Source organism: Burkholderia sp. LMU1-1-1.1, assembly GCF_040675865.1.
Taxonomy (GTDB): domain Bacteria; phylum Pseudomonadota; class Gammaproteobacteria; order Burkholderiales; family Burkholderiaceae_D; genus Rugamonas.
The window spans coordinates 138152-160639 of the sequence record NZ_JBEGHG010000067.1; the positions used below are offsets into that span (position 1 = coordinate 138152).

The following is a 22488-nucleotide window of genomic DNA, read 5'->3' on the forward strand; positions in this document are numbered from 1 at the left end:
TCCCCGGCGTGGCCGCCTGACCACAGTCGGCGAGGTCGCGAACCACCTGCGGCGCTATGTTAGCGCTTATCATTTTATCGATAACGTTCTATGGCAACCATAAGTGGTGATATCGATTTTGATATCGAAGTCGAATAAAAAGTTATTGGTTATTCGATAATCAGATGGCTACATTCAATTTGTTAGTAAGTTAATTCCGGTGTTTTACTAAACATCAACGTGCCACGGAGGTGACCAGCAACGACCCCAGCAGTATGAAAGCAGGGCGGCCAAGACGACCGCCCGCACCACGACACACTAAAAAAAATAGATGGAGACCAAATGAAATCACCATGTCAACGCAGTTTGATGAACCTCGCCGTCGCCGGCGCCTGCGCGATGTTTGCGATGCCCGGCCAGGCCCAGCAGACGCCGAATGAACCGCAACCTCCTGTTAGCGCTACCACCGTCCCTGGCGAGGTCAAGCCTGCCGACGCCGCCGCAGGCGCCCCCCCCGCCGCACCCGAGCCGGCGGCGGCCACGCCGGAAAACACCGTGGTCGTGTCCGGTTCACGCATCGCCGCGCGCGGTTTCAACCAGCCGACCCCGACGACCAGCCTGACCAGCGCCGACCTCGACAAGGCGGCCAAGCCGAACATCTTCGAAACGCTGACCGAATTGCCGGCGCTGCAGGGCAGCACCGGCCGCACGGTCAATACCTTCAGCACCTCGAGCGGCCTGCAGGGCTTGTCGTCGCTGTCGCTGCGCGGCCTCGGCACCAACCGCACCTTGACCCTGCTCGACGGCCAGCGCGTGGTCGGCGCCAACGTCACCGGCGTGACCGACGTCAGCCAGTTCCCGCAACTGCTGGTCAAGCGTGTCGACGTGGTCACCGGCGGCGCCTCGGCGTCCTACGGTTCGGACGCCATCGGCGGCGTGGTCAACTTCATCACCGACAAGAAATTCAGCGGCTTCAAGGCCCATGTCGGCGGCGGCATGACCACTTACGGCGACGACAAGAACGGCACCGTGCAGGCGGCCTGGGGCAAGGCCTTCGCCGGCGACCGCCTGCACGTGACCGTCAGCGGCGAGTTCACCAAGCAGGGCGGCATCGATTCGCCCGGCTTCGGCGAGGTCGGTCCGAACGGGCGCGACTGGTACAAGAATCCGGCGCTGCAGGAGTCGACCAAGGACATGCAGGCCGCCGGCCTGCCGCGCTACACCAGCATCCTGCACGCCCAGCACGTGCAATACGCCAAATACGGCCTGATCACCGGCGGCGCGTTGCGCGGCACGGCGTTCGCGGCCAACGGCACGCCTTATCCTTTCCAGTACGGCACTAACTGCGTCGGCAACTTCTGCGTCGGCGGCGACCTGTCGGGCAGTGTCGGCGCCGGCACCAACCTGGCGATGAACTTCAAGCGCAAGGTGGCCTACACCCGCGTGTCGTGGGACCTGGACGCGGACAACGAAATCTACGTCACCGGCAACTGGGCCGAGGTGACGTCGGTGTTCTCGCCGAGCCCGGGCGCGGCCAAACAGGGCAACCTGGCCATCAAGTGCGACAACGCCTTCCTGCCGGCCTCGGTGGCGGCCGGTTGCGCCTCGGGCTATCCGGGCGGCACCATGCCGGTCGGCACCGCCAACGCGCAGTTTCCGGAGTTGATCAACGTCCATCCGACGCGCACCCAGCGCCGCGTGGTGGTCGGCGCCAACGGCAAGTTCGGCCTGTTCGGCAAGGACTGGTCGTACGACGCCTACGCCGAGCATGGCGAGAACACCACCGTGCTGCGCGTCCACGACATCACGCTCAACCCGCGCTACAACTTCGCCATCGACGGCGTGCGCGACGCCGCCACCGGGCAGATCGTCTGCCGCAGCGCGGCGGCGCGCGCGGCCGGCTGCCTGCCGATCAACATCTTCGGCAACAACCCGATCGACGCCGCGACCTGGAACTACATCGCGCCGTCCAACGGGCCAAGGCAACACACCGATTCGAGTCAAAATGTAGTTAGCGCTAACATCAACGGTACGGTGGCCGAGGGCTGGGCCGGGCCGATCTCGATGGCGTTTGGCGCCGAATGGCGGCGCGAGAAATACTCGGTCTATGGCGACCCGTACGGCGCCGGCGTGGCCTACGAATCGCCGTACGACGCCAGCTATCCGCAGGACCCGACCTTGTCGGCCACCGGCGACAACTGGTTCGCGGGCAACTACCACAATGGCAAGGGCTCGTTCAACGTCAAGGAAGCGTATGTCGAGTTCAACATCCCGTTCCTGAAATCGGCCACCTGGGGCGAGGCCAACCTGAACCTGGCCGACCGCGAGGAGAAGTACAGCACGGCCGGCAAGGCGCGCGCCTGGAAGCTCGGCGCCACCTGGCAGACGCCGATCGACGGCCTGCGCCTGCGCGCGGTCAGTTCGGCCGACGTGCGCGCGCCCAACCTGAGCGAGTTGTTCGCCGCCACCACGGTCACCAACCAGGCGGTCAACAACAACCAGGGCCAGTCGATCCAGGTGCAGCAACGCAACGTCGGCAACCCGGACCTGAAACCGGAGAGCGCCCGCAACAACTCGTTCGGGGTGGTCCTCAGCCAGCCGAGCTGGGCGCGCAACTTCAACCTGTCGATCGACTACTACGACATCAAGGTCAAGAACGTGATCAGCTCGCTGGGCCCGCAACAGGAGGTCGACCTGTGCTACGCCGGCTTCCAGCAGGTGTGCTCGGCCGTGTCGATCAACGGTCCTGCCGGCACCAACTTCGTGTTGGCGCAAGCGTTCAACTTCGCCTCGCTGCACACGCGCGGCATCGACTTCGAAGCCGCCTACCGCGCCAACCTGAACGACTACGGCGTGCCCGGCACGGTCACCTTGCGCGGGCTCGCCAGCCGCATGATCCACTCGGTCTCGGACCCCGGCCTGCCTGGCACGATCCCGAGCGAGGGCGCCGGCAACATGTTCGGCAGCACGCCGAAGTGGAAGGCGCTGCTGCAGCAGTCGTGGGACTACGGCAAGATCGGCCTGACGTTGTCGCAGCGCTGGATCAGCGCCGGCGTGTACAACAACGAGTATATCGAATGCCGCAGCAACTGCCCGCTGCCGACGGCGGCGCACCCGACCATCTACGACAACCACATCCCGGGTGCGGTCTACGTCGATTTCGGCGCGACCTACAAGTACTCGCCGCAAATCACCGTTTACGGCAAGATCGACAACCTGGCCGACCGTGCGCCCGTATTGCTGCCGCAGACCAACCTGAGCTACGGCATCAACCCGGCCATCTATGACGTGGTGGGCCGCACCTACCGCGCCGGCGTGCGGATGGCGTTCTAAGATGGATCGAGCTTTCCCTACGCGCGCGATCCGGCAAGCGCGGCGGGCGGCGTTGCTCATGGCGCTGGCCATGGCGACGCCGCCCGCCACTGCCGCCAACCCCATCATCCAGACCAGGTTTACGGCCGACCCGGCGCCGCTGGTGCACGACGGCGTGGTGTACCTGTACACCAGCCACGACGAGGACGATGCCAGCGACTTCAAGATGCTCGACTGGCTGTTGTACTCGTCCACCGACATGGTCAACTGGACCGACCACGGCACGGTCGCCTCGCTGGCCACGTTCCCGTGGGCGGTGCAGAGCAACGACGCCTGGGCGCCGCAAGTGATCGCGCGCAACGGCAAGTTCTACCTGTATGCGCCGGTCAGCGTGGCCGGCTGGCCCAAGAACGTCATCGGCGTGGCGGTGGCGGACAACCCGGCCGGTCCTTTCAAGGACGCGCTGGGCAAGCCGTTGATCGATGTGGCCGAGGGCTACATCGATCCGACGGTCGCCATCGACGACGACGGCCAGGCCTATCTGTACTGGGGCAATCCGCATCTGTGGTACGTCAAGCTCAACGACGACATGGTGTCGTACTCCGGCCCCATCGTCAAAAGCGACAGCAAGCCGGCCGACTATCAGGAGGGTCCATGGTTCTACAAGCGTGGCAAGCATTACTACATGGCCTACGCGTCCACCTGCTGCCCGGAGGGCATCGGCTACGCGATGGCCACGTCGCCCACCGGGCCGTGGCAATACAAGGGGCCGGTCATGCGGGCGAACGCGGCGTCCACCGGCAACCATCCCGGCATCATCGATTACAAGGGCAATTCCTATGTCTTCGGCTTTAACTACGAGCTGAACTTCGCGCAGTCGCCGGTGCACCGCGAGCGGCGCTCGGTCACGGTCGTTAAATTCAGCTACAACGCCGACGGCACCATCCCGGCGCTGCCATGGTGGGACAAGGACGGCGTCGAGCAGCTCGGGCGACTCGACCCGTACCGCCGCGTCGAGGCGGAGACGATCGCCTGGACCTCGCGCATCAAGCAGGACGTGGACCGCCCGTTCGACTGGGCGCCGGGCGTGCGCACCGCCAAGGGGCCGGGCGGCGGCATGCACGTGGCCGACATCGTCGACCGCACCTACATCAAGGTGGCCGGCGTCGATTTCGGCGCGGCGGGGCCGGCGCGCTTCGCCGCCAGCGTGGCCAGCGGCGGCAGGGGCGGGCAGATCGAGATCCGCCTCGGCAACCTGCAAGGCCCGTTGCTGGGCACCTTGACGGTGCCGAACACGGGCGGCTGGCAGAGCTGGCGTACCGTCGAGACGCCGGTTGGCGGCGCCACCGGCGTGCATGACTTGTTCTTCGTCTTCAAGGGCAAGTACCGGGCGCCGCTGTTCAACTTCGACTACTGGAGGTTCTTCCCCGGCTAGCCGGGCAGCCCGGGGGGGCTGGGCGCCTGGAAGCGGGTCGCGTGTCAATTTTCCACAATAGAAAAAAATATTCATATTTTCCATTTGTTCAAATTATGGAAAATAATGTAATATTTGGAAAACGGATTGACCTCGGTCCCATCTCCAGGAGTGCATCATGTACCCAAGCGTATCGAAGTTGTCGAAGTCCTCCCCACACGACGTTGCGCAAAGGAATGCCCTGGCAGGCGGTCCGCCGCGCCGCCGCGCGCTCTCCATGGCCATGGCCTCGGTCTTTTCGCTAGGCTGCGCGCAAGCGTCGGCCCAGGCCGATGTGGCCGCGGAGGCGGGGCCGGCCGCCGCCGGCGCCGGGATGGAGGTCGTCACCGTGAGCGCGACGCGCCGCCGCGAGCCGGTGCGCGACGTGCCGCTGCGGGTCGAAACGCTGGGCGCCGAGACGCTGGAGCGTTCCGGCGCGGCCTCGCTGACCGATTACGTCGGCTCGCTGCCGGGCGTGTACGTCGCCAGTGACGGCGGCCCCGGGCGCGGGCAGGTCAACATCCGTGGCGTGTCGGTCGGCAGCATGGGCGCGCCGACGGTCGGCATCTATGTCGACGAGGTGGCCTTCGGTTCAAGCACCAGCTTCGTCGGCGAGGCGGTGTCGGCGCTGGATCTGTCGCTGCTGGACCTGCACCATGTCGAATTGCTGCGCGGCCCGCAGGGCACCTTGTACGGCGCCGGCGCCATGGGCGGGCTGCTCAAGTACGTCACCAACGAGCCGGACGCCACGGGCTTTTCCGGCAAGGCCGGCCTGGCGCTGCGCGAGAGCAAGGGCGGCGGACTTGGCCACACCGAAAACGCCGTGCTTAACATTCCGCTCAGCGAGGGCGTGGCGGCGTTGCGCGTGGCCGCTTTCAACCAGCGCGACGGCGGCTACGTCCGGGCGACGGGACGCGTCACGGGAGAGCATGTCAACGACGGCACCACGCGCGGCGCGCGCGCCTCGCTGCAATTCGATCCGAGCCGCGCGCTGCGGGTGCGCCTGACCGCCACCCAGCAAAACATCGAACGCAACGGCACCAACCTCGTCCAGTACGACGTCGTCACCGGCCAGCCGCTGTATGGCGACCTGACGCACCGGCTCTACCGGCCCGAACCCTACACCATCAAGACCGGCCTGCTGTCCGGCGACATCGAGTACGACCTCGGCTGGGCCAGGCTGAACGTGATCGGATCGAGCCAGCGCTTCAAGGGCGCCACCGCGCTCGACGCCACCGAGATCCTCGGCGGCGAGGGCCTGAACTTCGGCGCGCTCGACAACGCCATCGAACTGCGCAAGCGCACCGCCGAAGTGCGGCTGACGTCGGCGCGCGGACCGCTGGAATGGCTGCTCGGCTACTACCACAACAAGGAAAAAGGCAGCCGCGAGCAACGGCTGTGGGCGCAAATGGAGGACAACTCCGAGTCGACCCTGGTCACGTCCGGCCAGCCGTCCAACTTCATCGAAAACGCAGTCTACGGCGACCTGACGTGGAATCCGACGCCGGCCTGGTCGGTCACGGTCGGCGCGCGCGCCGCCCGCAACCGCCAGGTCTACGGTACCGTCACCAACGGCGTGAAGGACTTCGAGTCGCCCGGCAAGGACAGCTCCAAGACCTATCTGGCGACCGCGCGCTATTCGCTCGACAAGGTCAGCAGCGTGTACGCGCGCGCCGCCAGCGGCTACCGTCCCGGCGGCCCGAATCCGCCCGCCATCGACCAGAACGGCAACGTGGTGCCGGGCGCTCCGCTGTCGTTCGCCGCCGACACCTTGTGGAGCTACGAGCTCGGCTACAAGGCCGATCTGCTCGACAAGCGCCTGTCGGTCGAGTTGGCGCTGTTCGACATCCGCTGGAACAAGCTGCAGCAGCCGATCGCCGTCGGCGCCACCACGCTCACCGGCAACGCCGGCAAGGCCGAATCGCGCGGGCTGGAACTGGCGCTGCGCTACCAGCTGAACGAGCGGTTCAGCGTCGACGGCAGCCTGGCCTACACCGACGCCAAGCTCAAGGAGGATGCACCGGCGCTGGGCGCCTCGGGTGAGCGGTTGCCGAACTCGGCCCGGCTGTCGACGATGCTGGGCGGGCGCTACAACTTCGCGCCGGCCGGCAAGCCGGCTTACGTCGGCGTGACCTTGCGCCAGGTCGGATCGCGCAACGCCGGCTTCGACACACCCACCACGTCGATCCCGAATTTCCGCATGGCCGGCTACACCCTGGTCGACCTGCAGATGGGCATCGACCTCGGCGGATGGGAGCTTGGCGCCTATGTCCGCAACCTGGCCGACAAGCGCGCGCTGAGCGGCGCCGACACCGCGCTGACGTCGTTCGGCGGGCCGCTACGCGCCTTCCCGGTGCAGCCGCGCACCTTCGGCATGAACCTGTCGAGGGCCTTCTGATGGCGCGCCCTTTGGTGGTGAAATGGCTGGCCGCGCTGACCTTGGGCGCCTGCTGCTCGTACGTGCCGGCGCAAACGCCGCCGGCCACGGCGCCGGCGCTGACGGCGGCCGACGCCGAAACCTGGCTCGACGGCATGATGCCGACCGCCCTGCGCGTCGCCGGCGTGCCCGGCGCGGTGGTGGTGCTGGTCAAGGACGGCAAGCCGCTGCTGCAAAAAGGCTACGGCTACGCCGACCGCGACAAATCGGTCGCGGTCGACCCGGCCGCCACCCTGTTCCGGCCCGGCTCGATCTCCAAGCTGTTCACGTGGACGGCGGTGATGCAGTTGGTGGAGCAGGGCAAGCTCGACCTGGACGTCGACCTCAACCGCTACCTCGACTTCAAGGTGCCGTCACGCAACGGCAAGGCGCTGACCTTGCGCCACGTGATGACCCACACCACCGGCCTGGAGGAAGCTGGCCGCGCGCTGATCGTCTACGACGCGCCCACGCCGGACACCGGCAAGGTGCTCAAGGACTACATTCCGCCTTACCTGTACGAGCCCGGCACCACCGCCGGCTATTCGAACTGGGCCACGTCGCTGGCCGGCTACATCGTCCAGCGCGTTTCAGGCAAGCCGTTCGACGACTACATCGAACAGCACGTCTTCATGCCGCTGGCGATGCGCCATTCGACGTTCCGCCAGCCGCTGCCGGCCGCGCTGCAAGACATGATGTCGCGCGGTTATCCGAGCGCCGACGATGCGCCGAAAGGCTACGAGGTGGTCAACATGCCGCCGGCCGGCAGTCTGGCGGCCACCGGCGCCGACATGGCGCGCTTCATGCTGGCCTACCTGGGCAAGGGCGAGCTCGACGGCAAGCGCATCCTGCGGCCCGAGACGGTCGGGCTGATGCAGACCAACATCACGCGCGCCATGCCTGACCTCAACGGCATCGGCCTGGGCTTCTACCAGCAGGACATGAACGGCCACCGCGCGGTCGGCCACGGCGGCGACACCAATATGTTTCATTCGGACCTGATCCTGCTGCCGGACGACGGCGTCGGCCTGTATATCTCGGTCAACTCGCCCGGCCGCCACGATCAGGGCAAGTGGCTGCGCGAACACTTATACCGGGAGTTTGCCGACCGCTACCTGCCCGACACGCGTCCGCCGGCCGGTCCCGGCGTTGACCTGGCCACGGCCGAGGCGCACGCCGCCATGCTGGCCGGCGCCTACCGCACCACGCGGCGCGAGGACTCGACCTTCCTGTCGATGTTGCAGCTGCTCAGTCCGCTGCGGGTGGAAGCTATCGATAACGGCCGCGTCGCGATCCAGATCGGCGGCAGCCGTGGCGTGTTCCGCGAGGTGCGCCCTTTTCTGTGGCAGGAGGAGCACGGCAAGCGGCGCCTGCAGGCCATCGTCAAGGACGGCAAGGTCGTGCGCTGGGGGCTGGAACCTTACGCGTTCGCCTTCGTGTTCGAGCCAGTGCCGTTCATGGCCGGCACCGGCGCGCTGGTGCTGCTGTTGGGCGCGCTCGGCGTGGCGGTAGTGACCGTGCTGGTGTGGCCGGTCGCCGCGCTGCTGCGCCGCCGCCATGGCGTGGCGCCGCCCGCGCGTCCGGCGACCTGGGTGCGGGTGGCCAGCTGCCTGGTGCTGGTCAGCATCGCCTTGTGGACCGCCACCATCGCCATGACCGAGGAACTCGACCCCAGCGTGCTGCTGAGCTTGGCGCAGACCTGCACCTTCCTGGCCTTCGTCGGCGGCCTGCTGGCGGCGCTGTGGCACGCCCGCGCCACCTTCACCGGAGGCGGCAAGGCGGCGAAGGCGCTGGCCGTCCTGTGGGTGCTGTCGTTCGCCGTGCTGGTGGCGATCGGCTGGTATCACCACTTGTTGAGCTTTAATCCAAACTACTGATCCGCGCGAAGGACCTTTCGATGAAACTACGCAGCATTTTCCCCGCCGCCGTCATGCTTTGCCTGTCGCTCGGCGCGGCCGCGCAGAAGCCACCCGTCGATCCGCAAGTGCCGCCGGCGCCACAAGCGTCGGCGCCGGGTGTTGGCGGAACGGGCGCCGCCGCCGGCCGGACGCTCGACGCGACCGACCTGTCCGCCTGGCTCGACGGCAGGGTGCCGTACGCGCTCAAGAGCGGCGAGATCGCCGGCATGGTGATCAGCGTCGTCAAGGACGGCAAGGTGCTGCTGCAGAAGGGTTACGGCCTGGCCGACGTCGCCGCCGCCGTGCCGATGGACCCGGCCACCTCGCTGGTCCGGCCCGGCTCGACGTCCAAGCTGTTTACCTGGACGGCCGTGATGCAGCTGGTGGCGCAGGGCAAGATCGACCTCGACCGCAGCGTCAACGACTACCTGGACTTCAAGATCGACGAGCGCTTCGGCAAACCGGTGACGATGCGCCACCTGATGAGCCACCGCGCCGGCTTCGAGGAGGGCATCAAGGATCTGCTCGGTTTCGATCCGGCGCAGGCGCAGACGACCGAGCGCTATTTGAAGGAACATCCGCGCCCGATGCTGTTCGCGCCGGGCTCGGTGCCGGCGTATTCGAACTACGGCGTCGCGCTGGCCGGCTACATCGTCCAGCGCGTCTCGGGCGAGCCGTTCGAGACCTATGTCGAGCGCCACATCTTCCGTCCGCTGGGCATGCTGCATTCGACCTTCGTCCAGCCGCTGCCCAAGGGTTTCCCGGGCCGGCTGTCGAAGGGTTACCGCACCAGCGGCGAGCCGCCGTCCGAATTCGAGCTGGTGATCACGGCGCCGGCCGGCTCGCTGACCACCACCGCCGCCGACATGTCGCGCTTCATGCTGGCCCACCTGGGCCAGGGCGCGGTGGACGGCGCCCGCATCCTCGACGCGGCCACCACGGCGCGCATGCATAGCCCCAGCGAAACGGCCGCACCCGGTTTCGGCGTAATGGCGCACGGCTTTTTCCGGGGCACGCAGAACGGCCGCGACGTCATCGGCCATGGCGGCGACACCATCGTCTACCATACCGAGATGAACCTGCTGCCGGGCGAGGGCGTGGGCATCTTCTTCACCTTCAACAGCCGTGGCAAGGACGACGCCGTGTACGGCGCACGCAAGGAACTGTTCGACGGCTTCATGGACCGCTATTTCCCCGCCACGCCGGCCGCCATGCCGCCCGCGCTGGGATCGGCGGTGGCCGACGCGCAGCGCATCGCCGGCAGCTACCAGAGTTCGCGCCGGGTCGAACACGGCTTCCTGAGCCTGCTCTATCTGCTGCAACAGAGCGCCATCACGGCCCATCCCGACGGCACCATCACGGCGCCCGAGGCGACCGGCGGCATCGCCACCTACCGCGAAATCGGCCCGCAGCGCTGGCGCAAGGTCGGCGGCCAGCAGACGCTGATGCTCACGGAAGTGGATGGCGTCAAAACCGTCATCGACAGCGAGAATCCGGTGTCGGTGCTGCAGGAGGGGCCGGCGACGCGTTCGGCGGCGCTCAATCTGGGAGTGCTGGTGTTTTCCGTGGCGACGCTGTTGTGCGCGCTGCTGGCATGGCCGCTGGGCGCCATGCTGCGTCGCGCCGACCGCGCCACCAGCGGCGCCACGCCCGAGGTGCGAAGGCTGCGCGCGCTGCAACGCGGCGCCGTCGCCGTGGCCTTGCTGTACCTGGGCGCGTGGTTCCTGCTGATCATGCCCTTGCTCAGTACCGACGTCGGCGTCTACCGCACGGCGATCGACTGGGTGGTCGGCCTGCTGGAGGTGAGCGGCCTGCTCGCCGTGGCCGCGGCCGGTGTCGGCGTCTGGGTGGCCTGGCGCATGCCGCGCGCCGGCGCCACCCGGCTGACGCTCGTCTGGGCGGCGCTGGTGGCGCTGGCCTTGTTGGGCGTGGTCTGGATCGGCGTGGTTGGCCAGTTAATGACGTGGAACCTTAACTATTAAAACCCGCCGACAGGCACCGGAGCAGCGCATGAAATTCTTTATCGCCCATTTCGCCACCGAGACCAACACCTTTGCCGCCGCGCCGACCGGGCTGGGCGACTTCGAGGGGATCGGTATCTTCCACGGCGACGCCAGCCGCCGCGACCCCGAGGGGACGGGCTCGTTCCTGCGTTTCCTGCGCGGGCTGGTCGAGGTCGACGGCGGCGAGGTCGTCGAAAGCCTGTGCACGCTGGCCCAGCCGGGCGGGCGCACGGTGCGCCACGTGTACGAGGCGCTGCGCGACGAGATCCTGGCCGACCTGCGCGCGGCGCTGCCGGTCGACGCGGTGCAGTTGCTGCTGCACGGCGCGATGGTCGCCGAGGGCTACGACAACTGCGAAGGCGACCTGGTGGCGCGCATCCGCGACATCGTCGGTCCGGAGGTGGCCGTCGGCGTCGAGCTCGACCTGCATTGCCACTTCACGCGGCAGCTGCACGCGGCGGCCGACGTCGTCATCGCGTTCAAGGAATATCCGCACACCGACACCGAGGAGCGCGGGCGCGAGTTGTACCGGCTGCTGTCGGACACGGTGGCGGGGCGCGTGCGGCCGGTCACCGCCGTGTTCGACTGCAAGATGATGGGCCTGTGGCACACCACGCGCGAGCCGATGCGCGGTTTCGTCGCGCGCATGGGCGAGGCCGAACGCGAGCCCGGCGTGCTGTCGGTCTCGCTCGGCCACAGTTTTCCGTGGGGCGACGTGCCGGAGGCGGGCGCCAAGCTGTGGGTGGTCACCGACAACGATCCGGCACTGGCGCGCGCGGTGGCCGAGCGGCTCGGCCGCGAGTTCTGGTCGCTACGCGAGCGCAGCGGGCCGGAGGTGGTCGGTATCGATGACGCGCTCGACCATGCGCTGGAAGATAGGCTCGGCGGCGCGGCGGGCTCCGGTCCGGCGGTGCTGGCCGACATCTCGGACAATCCCGGGGGCGGCGCGGCCGGCGACAGTACCTTCATCCTGCGCCGGCTGGTAGAACGCGGCATCGCCAACGTCGCCCTCGGCGCGATCTGGGACCTGGGCGCGGTGCACATTTGCAGAAGCGCGGGCGTCGGCGCGCAGCTCGACTTGCGCGTCGGCGGCAAATGCGGACCGGCGTCCGGCCAGCCGGTCGACCTGCGCGTGACCGTGCGCGCCGTCGTCGCCAACCACAGCCAGGGCGCGCTGGGCGCGCGCGAGCGGCTGGGCGACTGCGTCTGGGTCGAGGCGGCCAACGGCCTGCACCTGTTGCTGTCGTCGATCCGCACCCAGACTTACGGCACCGATGCCTTCACCGGCATCGGCATCGGGCTGGCCGACAAAGCCCTCGTCGTGGTGAAATCGACGCAGCACTTTTACGCCGATTTCGCGCCGCTGGCGCGCAAGGTCTACTACGTCAGCACGCCCGCGGCGATGGATTTCGACTTCCCCGCCATCCCGTATCGGCTGTTCCCGCCCGACCACTGGCCGAGGGTGGCGAACCCGCATGGCGCGGCAGGAATTTAGCATCCTGGAAAAGTGGCGCGCCGAGTTTTCAATCCGGGCAAGGGCGTCTATAATAAGCGCTCTTACAGGGAATACGCATGGCCACTAAACGCGCGAGCACGCACGGCACGGAACGGGACGGCGATCTGGGCGAATCGCTCAGGCGCATCCGCAAGGAGCGCGGCATGACCTTGATCGAGGCGGGCGCCCGCAGCGGCATGCCGATGTCGACGATCTCCAAGATCGAAAACAACAAGATGTCGCTCAGCTATGACAAGTTGCTGCGCATTTGCAACGCGCTGGAGGTCGATATCTCGCAGCTGTTCAGCGGCGCGGCGGCGGTCGGCAAACCGGCGGCGCCGGCCGCCAGCGGGCGGCGCAGCATCAACCGGCGCGGCACCGGCTACGCCATCAACACGCCGAATTATTCGCACCTGTACCCGGCGGCGGATCTGCTCAACAAGCGCGCCGTGCCCATCATCGCCGAGATCCATACCCGCTCGCTGGCCGAGTTCGGCGAGATGATCAGCCATCCCGGCGAAGAGTTCGCCATGGTCCTCGAGGGCACGGTCGATCTGTACACCGACCTGTACGCGCCGGCGCGGCTGGAGACGGGCGACTCGATCTATTTCGACAGCGGCATGGCGCATGCCTACATCGCCGTCGGCGAAGGCTGCTGCCGCGTGCTGTCGGTCTGCACCTCGGACGAGCCGAACCAGGAAGCCATGTACACCGCGCTGATGGAAGCGCCGCCGGCCCAGGCGCCGGCGCCGGTGGTCAAAAAAGCGAAGAAGTAGCGCCTCCGGAACGGGCCGGACGCGCGCCCGTTCAACCTTTCCAATTCCAGAAAATCCACCCGCCCCGCGTTCGCCGGATGGCCGATCGCGCCTGTCCGCGTGGCCGCTGCGGACCCGGCGCGCGAAATTCCAAAAAACGCTTGCGCGCTTACCCGTACTCGCCTATCTTTCGTATATAGAATAATTTTCTTATTTTGAAAACTTAAGGAGTCGTATGAGTCAGGAAACGGCGGACTTCATCGTCATCGGCGCCGGCATCGGCGGCGCCTCGGTCGCCTACTGGTTGTCGCGCCAGGCGCGCGTGATCGTGCTCGAGGCCGAAACGCAGCCCGGTTATCACAGCACGGGACGCTCGGCGGCGCTGTTCATGGAAAGCTACGGGCCCGACCAGGTGAGGGCGTTCAGCCGCGCCGGCATCGACTTCTTCAAGAATCCCCCGGCCGGCTTCTGCGAGCATCCGCTGCTGTCGCCAAGGGGCGCTTTCGTGTTTGCCGGCCCCGGCCAGGAGGCCGAGCTCGACGCCCACGAGGCTTCGGTGCGCGCCACCTCGTCGGTGGCGCGGCGACTCGACGCGCGGGAGGCGCTGGAGTTTCTGCCGGTGCTGCGTCCAGACCACGTCATTGGCGGCGTGCTCGAGCAGGACGCCTCGGACATCGACGTCGACGCGCTGTTGCAGGGCTTCCTGCGCGGCACGCGCCAGCAGGGCGGACGCACCGTCTACGACGCCGCCGTCACGGGGCTGCGCCGCAGCGACGGCCAGTGGACCGTCACCACCGCCGGCCGCGTCTACCAGGCGCCGGTGGTCGTCAACGCCGCCGGCGCCTGGGCCGACGCGGTCGCCCGGATGGCCGGCGCCGACCCGGTCGGCCTGGTGCCCAAACGCCGTTCCGCCTTCCTGTTCGCCCCGCCCGAGGGCATCGCCTCGTCGCACTGGCCGCTGTTTCTCGATGTACAGGAATCGTTCTACATCAAGCCGGACGCTGGTATGCTGCTGGGTTCGCCCTGCAACGCCGATCCCGTCGCGCCGCACGACGTGCAGGCCGAGGAACTCGACATCGCCATCGCCATCGACAACATCGAACGCATGACCACCTTGCGCATCCGCCGCCCGGCGCACGTGTGGGCCGGCCTGCGCAGCTTCGTCGCCGACGGCGAACTGGTGGGCGGATACGACCCCAAGGTCCCCGACTTTTTCTGGGCGGCGGGCCAGGGTGGCTACGGCATCCAGTCGGCGCCCGGCGCGGGCCGCTATTATGCATCGGTGTTGTTGGGCGAGGGCGCCGGCGCCTTGCCGGCCTTGCCCGGCTTCGATCCGGCCCGTATCAGCCCGGCGCGCTTCCCATGCTGACGCGCGCCGCCATGCCCATCTCGCCCACGGAGGACGATCATGCGTGACAACGACACCTGGTTCGGCCAGCCCAAGGGTCTGACGATACTGTTCCTGACCGAGATGTGGGAGAAGTTCTCGTTCTTCGGCATGCGCGCGCTGCAGATCTACTACATGACCAAGGAACTGCACTACACGCAGGCGTTCTCCTCGGTCGTGTTCGGCGCATACGCGGCCGGCGTCTACCTGACACCGATCTTCGGCGGCCTGATCGCCGACCGCTGGCTGGGCCGCAGAACGGCCGTCGTCGCCGGCGGCGCGCTGATGGCCGTCGGCCACTTCATGATGGCGTTCGAAGCCTTGTTTTTCCCGGCCATGGTCGTCATCGCGATCGGCAACGGACTGTTTTTGCCGAATCTGCCCAGCCAGGTGCCGCTGCTGTACCCCAAGGGCGATCCGCGCGCCGGCGCCGCGTTCAATGTCTATTATGTCGGCATCAACCTTGGTGCCTTCCTCGCGCCGCTGATTTGCGGCACGCTCGGCGAAGTGTACGGCTGGCATTACGGTTTCGGCGCGGCCGGCATCGGCATGTGCCTCGGCCTGGCGGTCTACATTTTGGGCGGCAAGCATTTGCCGGCCGAGGTCTCCCGGGTGGGCGCGCGGCTCGAACCGGTGGCGGCCGGCGACGAAGGCGGCAACCTCCGCATGCTGGTGGCCGTTGCGCTCGCCGTCATGCTGTTCCGCGTCGCCTACGAGCAGACCGGCAACACTTTCGCCGTCTGGGCCGATGCGGCGGTGGCGCGTCAGGCGTTCGGACTGACGATTCCCGTCACCTGGTTCCAGTCGCTCAATCCGATGTTCGTCTTTCTGATCAGCCCGATATTGGTGAGGGTCTGGAACGGCCGCGCGGCCAGGGGACGGGCGACGCCGGCGCTTGAGCGCATGAGCAAGGGCGCCATCGGCGTCGGCGCCGCCTATGCCATGCTGGCGGCATTGATCGTCGTCAGCGGCGTCGGCGGCTACGCCATCAGCTGGCTGTGGCTGGTGGCGTTCTTCGGCATTTTCACGCTGGCGGAGTTGTACATCCTTCCCGTCGGGCTGGGGCTGTTCGCCAGTCTGGCGCCCAAGCGCTTCGCCGCCACCACCATCGCCGCGTGGTTCTTTTGTTCGTTCACCGGCAACCTGCTGTCGGGGTTCGCCGGCGCCCTGTGGGAGCGGGTCACGCCGCAGGGTTTCTTTATGCTAATGGCCGGTATCTGTACCGCAGCGGGTTTGGCGCTGTATGCGATCCACCGGGCGCATCGGTCGAGTGCCGTTGCGTCTCCAGCCGCCCCGACCGTTAAATCCGCGTGAAATTGAGATTTCATCGAGACACGTAGGGTAGATCAGGCGGAACGCCGTAATCGGCCATGGTTGAGCCGCCGACGGAGCGTGCATGGCCGATTACGCTTCGCTAATCCGCCCTACGTGTTTTAGATTCACTCGGCGTGACGTTACACGGGAAGGTGATGCTGAACATGGCGCCGCCGTTGTCGGCGCGGCGATAGGAGGCGCGGCCGCCGTGCGCTTGCGCGATGGCCCTGACCACCGCCAGACCCAGGCCGCTGCCGCCGCTGGCGCGCGCGCGGGAGTCGTCGCCGCGCTGGAAGGCTTCGAACACGTGCGCGACCAGTTCCTCTTTCAGGCCGGGGCCGTCGTCCGCGACCGTGATGTGCAACTGCCCCTCGGCGACGCGCGCCTCGACCAGCACGCGCCCCGGTGTCGCGTAGCGGCGCGCGTTGTCCAGCAACGCCAGCAGCGCCTGGCGCACGCGGGTGATGTCGCACACCACCTGGACGTCCTCTAGCCGCAATTCGATATGCATGCCGGCCTCGCGCAGGGCCGGCTCCATCAACTCGGCGAGCTCGCCGATCTCGTCGGCGATCGGCGCCGCCGCCAGACGCATGGTCAGGTGGCCGCCGTCGGCCAGGCTCAGCGTGCGCAGGTCGTCGATCAGCCGCGACAGGCCTTCCACCTGTCCCAGCAGGCTGCGGAACTGCGCCTCGTCGGGCGTGAACACGCCTTCGGCCAGCCCTTGCAGGCGCCCGCGCAGGATCGTGACGGGCGTGCGCAGTTCGTGGGCAATGGCGGCGTTCCACGTGACCAGCTCGTGCGCGGTGCGCTCCAGCCGCTCGGCCATCGAATTGAAGTCGTCGACCAGCGCGGCCGTTTCGCCCAGCGAGCGGTCGCCGGCGACGGCGCGCGCGTGCAGTTCGCCGCGCGCCACGCGGCGCACGCTGTCGGCCACCGAGTTGAGCGGCGTCAGCAAGCGCTGCGACAGCCGCTTCGCCGCCACCATCGCCACCGCCATGGCGGCCAGCACCAACAGGCCCATGAAGATCCACTCGGGCCAGGTGGGGATCAGGTTCTCCGGCGGCGCCAATCCCGATTCGGGATAGAACAGGATCCACAGCGTGTAAAAAATGTACAGGCTGGCCATCACCGCCACCGCCATGCCGACGCCCACGGCACCCATCGACCATAGGATCTGTCGGCTGAGGCCTGGTTCGCGCATCATGTCGGCTCCACCATGCGGTAGCCGACGCCGCGCAGGGAGAACGGCATGCCGGCGACGCCCGCGTCCTCCAGCTTGCGGCGCAGTTTGCTGATGTGGCTGTCGACGGTGCGCTCCAGCGCGTCGCCTTCGGGCAGGCAGCCTGCCAGCAGCTCGGCGCGGCTGACCACGCGCTGCGGGTTGCGCGCCAGGTACACGGCCAGGCGGAACTCGGTCAGGGTCAGCGGCAGCAGGGTGCTGCCGCCGTCCGTCACGGCCCGCGCCTGGTGCGTGTCGAGGTCGATCTCCAGCGGGCCGCAGCGCAGCATGCCGGCGTTGCCCGCGCCCCCGGTTCCGCCCGCGCGCGAACGCCGCAGCACGGCGCGCACCCGCGCCACCACCTCGGCCGGGTTGAAGGGCTTGACCACGTAGTCGTCGGCGCCCACGCGCAAGGCCAGCAATTTGTCGAGGTCCTGGTCGTGCGCGGTGAGCATGATGACCGGGGTGTCGCCGCGCCGGCGCAGTTCCGCCAGCACCTGCCAGCCGTCAGGCTCGGGCATCTGCACGTCGAGCAGCACCAGGTCGGGCTTGAGCGCCAGGTGCTGGCGCAAGCCCTCGCGGCCGTCGCCGGCGGACGCGGTGCGCAGGCCGTCGCGCGCGAGGTAGGCGCGGACGATATCGACGATCTCCGGTTCATCCTCGATGATCAGTACCAGGCCGTCGGGAAGGCGGGCAGGGGCGGGAGCGGGTTGGTCGGGGAGGGACATGCGCCGTAATGAAGAGTGTGGGAAAACGGGCAATCTACCGTATTCGCGCCCGGCTTGCGAGCGTTTCCGCCCGTGGAGCGACTATTTTACGCCTCCATCGAATCTCCACATTTGCTTCATGCAATCCTCATGTCCCATCGCTAGACTGGCCGGCTGCCGATTAACCAATGTTTGTTCAGGAAGTAGCCAGGATGATGACGATGAATAGGGAACGCCTTGGGCGGTCGATTGCGCCCGCCGCGCTGGTGCTGATGGCCGCTTGCGCGCTGGCGGCGTGCGGCGCGCGCAACGCGCAGGAAGCGCCGGCGCCCGCCGCGCCGCAGATCACCACGCTGAAGCTGGCGCCGGTGACGCTCACGCTCGACGAGGAATTGCCAGGCCGCGTGGCCGCGCTGCGCACCGCCGAGATCCGTCCGCAGGTCGGCGGCATCGTGCTGCGCCGGCTGTTCGAGCAGGGCGCCGAGGTCAAGGCCGGGCAGCCGCTGTTCGAGATCGACCCGGCCGCCTTCAAGGCCGACCGCAACGCCGCCGCCGCCGCGCTCAAGCGCGCCGAGGCGGTCGCCGCGCGTGCCGGCCAGCAGGCCGAGCGCCTCAAGCCGCTGGTGGCGGCCGATGCCGTCAGCCGCCAGCTCTACGACGACGCCGTCTCCGCCGCGCAACAGGCCGACGCCGACGTGGCCCTGGCCAGGTCGACGCTGGAGCGCCGCGCGCTCGACGTCGCCCACGCGAGCGTGCGCGCGCCGATCGCCGGTCGCATCGGCCAGGCGCTGGTGACCGAGGGCGCGCTGGCAGGTGTCGGCGACGCCAATCCGATGGCGCTGGTGCAGCAGATCGACCAGGTCTACGTCGATGTGCGCCAGCCGGCCTCGATGCTCGAGGCGATGCGCGCGGTGGCCGTCGGCAAGCGCCAGGCCGACGTCGCCATCGTCGGCGCCAACGGCAAGCCGCTCGCGGTCAAGGGCCGGATCCTGTTCTCGGGCATTAATGTCGATGCCGCCACCGGCGACACCGTCGTGCGCGTCGAGGTCGACAACCGGGAGCGCCTGCTGCTGCCGGGCATGTACGTGCGCGCCCGCCTGCCGCGCGGCGGCCCCGCGCCGCAACTGCTGGCGCCGCAGCAGGCCGTGTTGCGCGACAGCGCCGGCAAGCCGCAGGTGTGGGTGGTCGACGCCAGGCAGCGCGCGCGCCTGCGCCGGGTCGAGGTCGGCCAATTGGTCGAGCGCCAGTACGTGCTGCGCGCCGGCGTGGCCGGCGGCGACAGCGTCGTCATCGAAGGACAGGAGCGCCTGCAAGAGGGCGTCAAGGTCGTCGCCCGCCCATGGAGGGCCGCGTCCGACACGGTCGCCGCAGCTCCCCGCTAATCTAGGATAACGCCATGCCCCAGTTTTTCATCAACCGCCCGGTGTTCGCCTGGGTGGTCGCGCTGTTTATCATCCTGCTCGGCCTGATCGCGATTCCGCAATTGCCGATCGCGCGCTTCCCGTCGGTGGCGCCGCCCAGCGTGACCATCAGCGCCGCCTATCCGGGCGCCTCGCCGCAGACCATGAACGACACCGTGGTCGGCGTGATCGAGCGCGAGCTCTCCAGCGTCAAGAATCTGCTGTATTTCGAATCGTCGACCGATACTTCCGGCTCGGCGTCGATCACCATCACCTTCAAACCCGGCACCGACCCCGAGCTGGCCCAGGTGGATGTGCAGAACCGTATCAAGACGGTCGAGGCGCGCCTGCCGCAGACGGTGCGCCAGAACGGCCTGACGGTGGAATCGGCCTCGTCCGGCTTCCTGATGATCGTCGGCCTCAACTCCAAGGATGGCAAGTTCGACGATGTCGACCTGGGCGACTACATGGCGCGCAACATCGTCGAGGAGCTGCGCCGCATCGACGGCGTCGGCAAGATCCAGCTGTTCGGCGCCGAGCGCGCCATGCGCATCTGGGTCGATCCGGCCAAGCTGGTGTCGTATGGGCTGTCGATGGGCGACCTGAACGCCGCCGTCGCCGCGCAAAACGTGCAGATCGCGCCGGGCCGCGTGGGCGCCGAGCCCACCGCCGGCGGCCAGCGCGTGACGGTGCCGCTGACCGTCGACGGCCAACTGCTCGATCCGCAACAGTTCGCCGCCATCGTGCTGCGCGCCCGGGCCGACGGCTCCAAGGTCACGCTGGCCGACGTCGCCCGCATCGAGCTGGGCGCGCAGGGTTACGGCAACGCCACGCGCGAGAACGGCATGGTCGCCACCGGCGCGGCCGTGATCCTGTCGCCCGGCGCCAACGCCGTCCGGACCGCCGACGCGGTGCGCGCGCGCATGGCCGAGCTGGCGCCGACCCTGCCGTCGGGCATGAATTATTCGGTGCCGTTCGACACCGCGCCGTTCGTCAAGATCTCCATCGAAAAGGTGATCTACACGCTGATCGAGGCCATGGCGCTGGTGTTCCTGGTGATGTACCTGTTCCTGCAGAAGGTGCGCTACACGCTGATCCCGGCCATCGTCGCGCCGATCGCCTTGCTCGGCACCTTCGCCGTCATGCTGATGGCAGGCTACTCGGTCAATGTGCTGACCATGTTCGGCCTGGTGCTGGCGATCGGCATCATCGTCGACGACGCCATCGTGGTGGTCGAGAACGTCGAGCGCCTGATGGCGACCGAGGGCCTGGCGCCGAAAGAGGCGACCTCGAAGGCGATGAAGGAAATCACCGGCGCCGTGGTCGGCATTACCCTGGTGCTGACGGCGGTGTTCATCCCGATGGCGCTCGCCAGCGGCTCGGTCGGCATCATCTACCGCCAGTTCACGCTGTCGATGGTGGTGGCGATCCTGTTCTCGGCGCTGCTGGCGCTGACCTTGACGCCGGCCTTGTGCGCGACCCTGCTCAAGCCGATCGCGCCGGGCGAGCACGCCGCCAAGGGCCGCTTCTTCGGCTGGTTCAACCACGGTTTCGAACGCATGACGGCCGGCTACGAAGCCTGGGTGGTCAAGCTGATCCGCCGCAGCGGACGCGCCATGCTGTTGTTCGCGGCGATCGTCGGCGCCCTGGCGTTCGGGCTCCACAGACTGCCGTCGTCGTTCATGCCGGAGGAGGACCAGGGTTACTTCATCACCTCGATCCAGCTGCCGTCGGACGCCACCACCGGGCGCACCTTGGACGTGGTCAAACACTTCGAGCAACACCTGGCCAAGCGTCCCGGCATCGAAAACAACCAGTCCATCCTGGGCTTCAGCTTCTCCGGATCGGGGCCCAACTCGGCCTTGGCCTTCACCATGCTCAAGGACTGGGACCGGCGCGACGGCGCCAGCGCCGCCGAGGAGGTGGCCAAGGCGCTGGAGGCGATGAGCGGTATCAGGGAAGGCAGCGCCTACAGCGTGATGCCGCCGGCGATCGACGAGCTGGGCAATTCGTCAGGCTTCGCGCTGCGGCTGCAGGACCGCGCCAACCAGGGCCACGCGGCGCTGATCGCGGCGCAGAACCGGCTGCTGGAGCTGGCCGCGCAGAGCAAGCTGGTGACCGGCGTCTATCCCGACGGCCTGCCTTCGGGCACCAGCGTGCGGCTCGACATCGACCGCCAGAAGGCGGAGGCGTTGGGGGTGTCCTTCAGCACCATCAGCGATACGCTGACCGGCGCCATGGGCTCGACCTATGTGAACGACTTCGTCAACAACGGCCGGGTGCAGCAGGTGATCATCCAGGCCGACGCGGCGGCCCGCATGAACGTCGACGACGTGCTGAAGCTGTACGTGCGCAACGCCGGCGGCGGCATGGTCGCGCTGTCGGAAGTGGTCACGCCGGTGTGGACCACGGCGCCGCAGCAATTGCTGCGCTACCAGGGCTATCCGTCGGTGCGCATCACCGGCGCGGCAGCCCCGGGCGCCTCGTCCGGCGCCGCGATGGCGGAAATGGAACGGCTGGCGGCGCAGCTGCCGCCGGGCTTCGCGGTCGAATGGAGCGGCCAGTCGCTGCAGGAGCGCGGCTCGGCCGCGCAGGCGCCGATGCTGATGGCGTTGTCGATGCTGGTGGTGTTCCTGGTGCTGGCCGCGCTGTATGAAAGTTGGGCCGTTCCGCTGTCGGTGATGCTGGTCGTGCCGCTGGGCCTGATCGGCGCGGTGGCCGCCGTGCTGCTGCGCGACATGAACAATGACGTGTTCTTCAAGGTGGGCATGATCACCATCATCGGCCTGTCGGCCAAGAACGCGATTCTGATCGTCGAGTTCGCGAAGCAGTTGCACGCGCAGGGCAGGGGACTGGCCGAGTCGGCCATCGAGGCGGCGCGCCTGCGGCTGCGGCCGATCTTGATGACGTCGCTGGCGTTCGGCCTCGGCGTGGTGCCGCTGATGCTGGCCACCGGCGCCAGCGCCGAGACCCAGCACGCGATCGGCACCGGCGTGTTCGGCGGCATGATCAGCGCCACGGTGCTGGCGGTGTTCCTGGTGCCGGTGTTCTTCGTCGTCGTGCTGGGGGCGGCGGAGGGGCTGCGGAGCCGGTTCGCCGGCCGCCGCGCGCTGCCGGCCGTCCAGGCTGTTACCACACACAAGGATTGAT

13 protein-coding genes are annotated in these 22488 nt (G+C 67.9%); 11 read left to right on the forward strand and 2 right to left on the reverse strand.

From position 1 onward, the window contains the following. Nucleotides 1-321 precede the first annotated feature (321 nt). The 9 genes from MRBLMU1_RS28315 (at nt 322) to MRBLMU1_RS28355 (ending at nt 16012) form a co-directional block, all read left to right on the forward strand. Nucleotides 322-3312, forward strand: coding sequence for a TonB-dependent receptor plug domain-containing protein (locus MRBLMU1_RS28315; protein ID WP_363509048.1), 2991 nt, complete (start codon nt 322-324; stop codon nt 3310-3312). 1 nt (nt 3313) lies between these two features. Further along, nucleotides 3314-4726 (forward strand): glycoside hydrolase family 43 protein, encoded by a 1413-nt coding sequence (locus MRBLMU1_RS28320; protein ID WP_363509051.1) that lies wholly within the window; start codon nt 3314-3316, stop codon nt 4724-4726. Nucleotides 4727-4883: 157 nt separating this feature from the next. Next, nucleotides 4884-7142 (forward strand): TonB-dependent receptor, encoded by a 2259-nt coding sequence (locus MRBLMU1_RS28325; protein ID WP_363509054.1) that lies wholly within the window; start codon nt 4884-4886, stop codon nt 7140-7142. After that, nucleotides 7142-9037, forward strand: a complete 1896-nt coding sequence (locus MRBLMU1_RS28330; RefSeq protein ID WP_363509057.1) for a serine hydrolase domain-containing protein — start codon at nt 7142-7144, stop codon at nt 9035-9037. Before MRBLMU1_RS28325 ends, MRBLMU1_RS28330 begins: the two co-directional genes overlap by 1 nt. Before the next feature lie 20 nt (nt 9038-9057). Beyond that, nucleotides 9058-11040, forward strand: a complete 1983-nt coding sequence (locus tag MRBLMU1_RS28335) for a serine hydrolase (RefSeq protein ID WP_363509060.1) — start codon at nt 9058-9060, stop codon at nt 11038-11040. Between the two features lie 28 nt (nt 11041-11068). After that, nucleotides 11069-12556 (forward strand): M81 family metallopeptidase, encoded by a 1488-nt coding sequence (locus MRBLMU1_RS28340; protein WP_363509063.1) that lies wholly within the window; start codon nt 11069-11071, stop codon nt 12554-12556. Nucleotides 12557-12633: 77 nt separating this feature from the next. Beyond that, the gene (locus MRBLMU1_RS28345; RefSeq protein ID WP_363509066.1) at nt 12634-13332 is read left to right on the forward strand and encodes a helix-turn-helix domain-containing protein; all 699 of its coding nucleotides are present in this window, start codon (nt 12634-12636) and stop codon (nt 13330-13332) included. A gap of 214 nt (nt 13333-13546) precedes the next feature. After that, complete coding sequence (locus tag MRBLMU1_RS28350; protein ID WP_363509069.1) at nt 13547-14680, forward strand: NAD(P)/FAD-dependent oxidoreductase; 1134 nt, start codon at nt 13547-13549, stop codon at nt 14678-14680. A 39-nt stretch (nt 14681-14719) separates the two neighbouring features. Further along, nucleotides 14720-16012, forward strand: a complete 1293-nt coding sequence (locus MRBLMU1_RS28355) for a peptide MFS transporter (RefSeq protein WP_363509072.1) — start codon at nt 14720-14722, stop codon at nt 16010-16012. A 100-nt stretch (nt 16013-16112) separates the two neighbouring features. Here MRBLMU1_RS28355 and MRBLMU1_RS28360 read toward each other — a convergent pair whose 3' ends face one another. Together MRBLMU1_RS28360 and MRBLMU1_RS28365 are read right to left on the reverse strand one after the other, a co-directional pair. Then, entirely contained in the window at nt 16113-17213 is a 1101-nt protein-coding gene (locus tag MRBLMU1_RS28360) for an ATP-binding protein (RefSeq protein ID WP_414646130.1), read from the reverse strand. Continuing rightward, nucleotides 17213-17959, reverse strand: a complete 747-nt coding sequence (locus MRBLMU1_RS28365; protein ID WP_363509078.1) for a response regulator — start codon at nt 17957-17959, stop codon at nt 17213-17215. The genes MRBLMU1_RS28360 and MRBLMU1_RS28365 overlap by 1 nt, the downstream gene beginning before the upstream one ends. 200 nt (nt 17960-18159) lie before the next feature. Here MRBLMU1_RS28365 and MRBLMU1_RS28370 point away from each other — a divergent pair, with 200 nt between their 5' ends. Then, nucleotides 18160-19320: an efflux RND transporter periplasmic adaptor subunit gene (locus MRBLMU1_RS28370; RefSeq protein ID WP_414646124.1), complete on the forward strand. Its 1161-nt coding sequence runs from the start codon at nt 18160-18162 to the stop codon at nt 19318-19320. 14 nt (nt 19321-19334) lie between these two features. Further along, a complete protein-coding gene (locus MRBLMU1_RS28375) occupies nt 19335-22487 on the forward strand; it encodes a multidrug efflux RND transporter permease subunit (protein ID WP_363509081.1) in 3153 nt (1050 codons plus the stop codon). Nucleotide 22488: the final 1 nt, after the last annotated feature.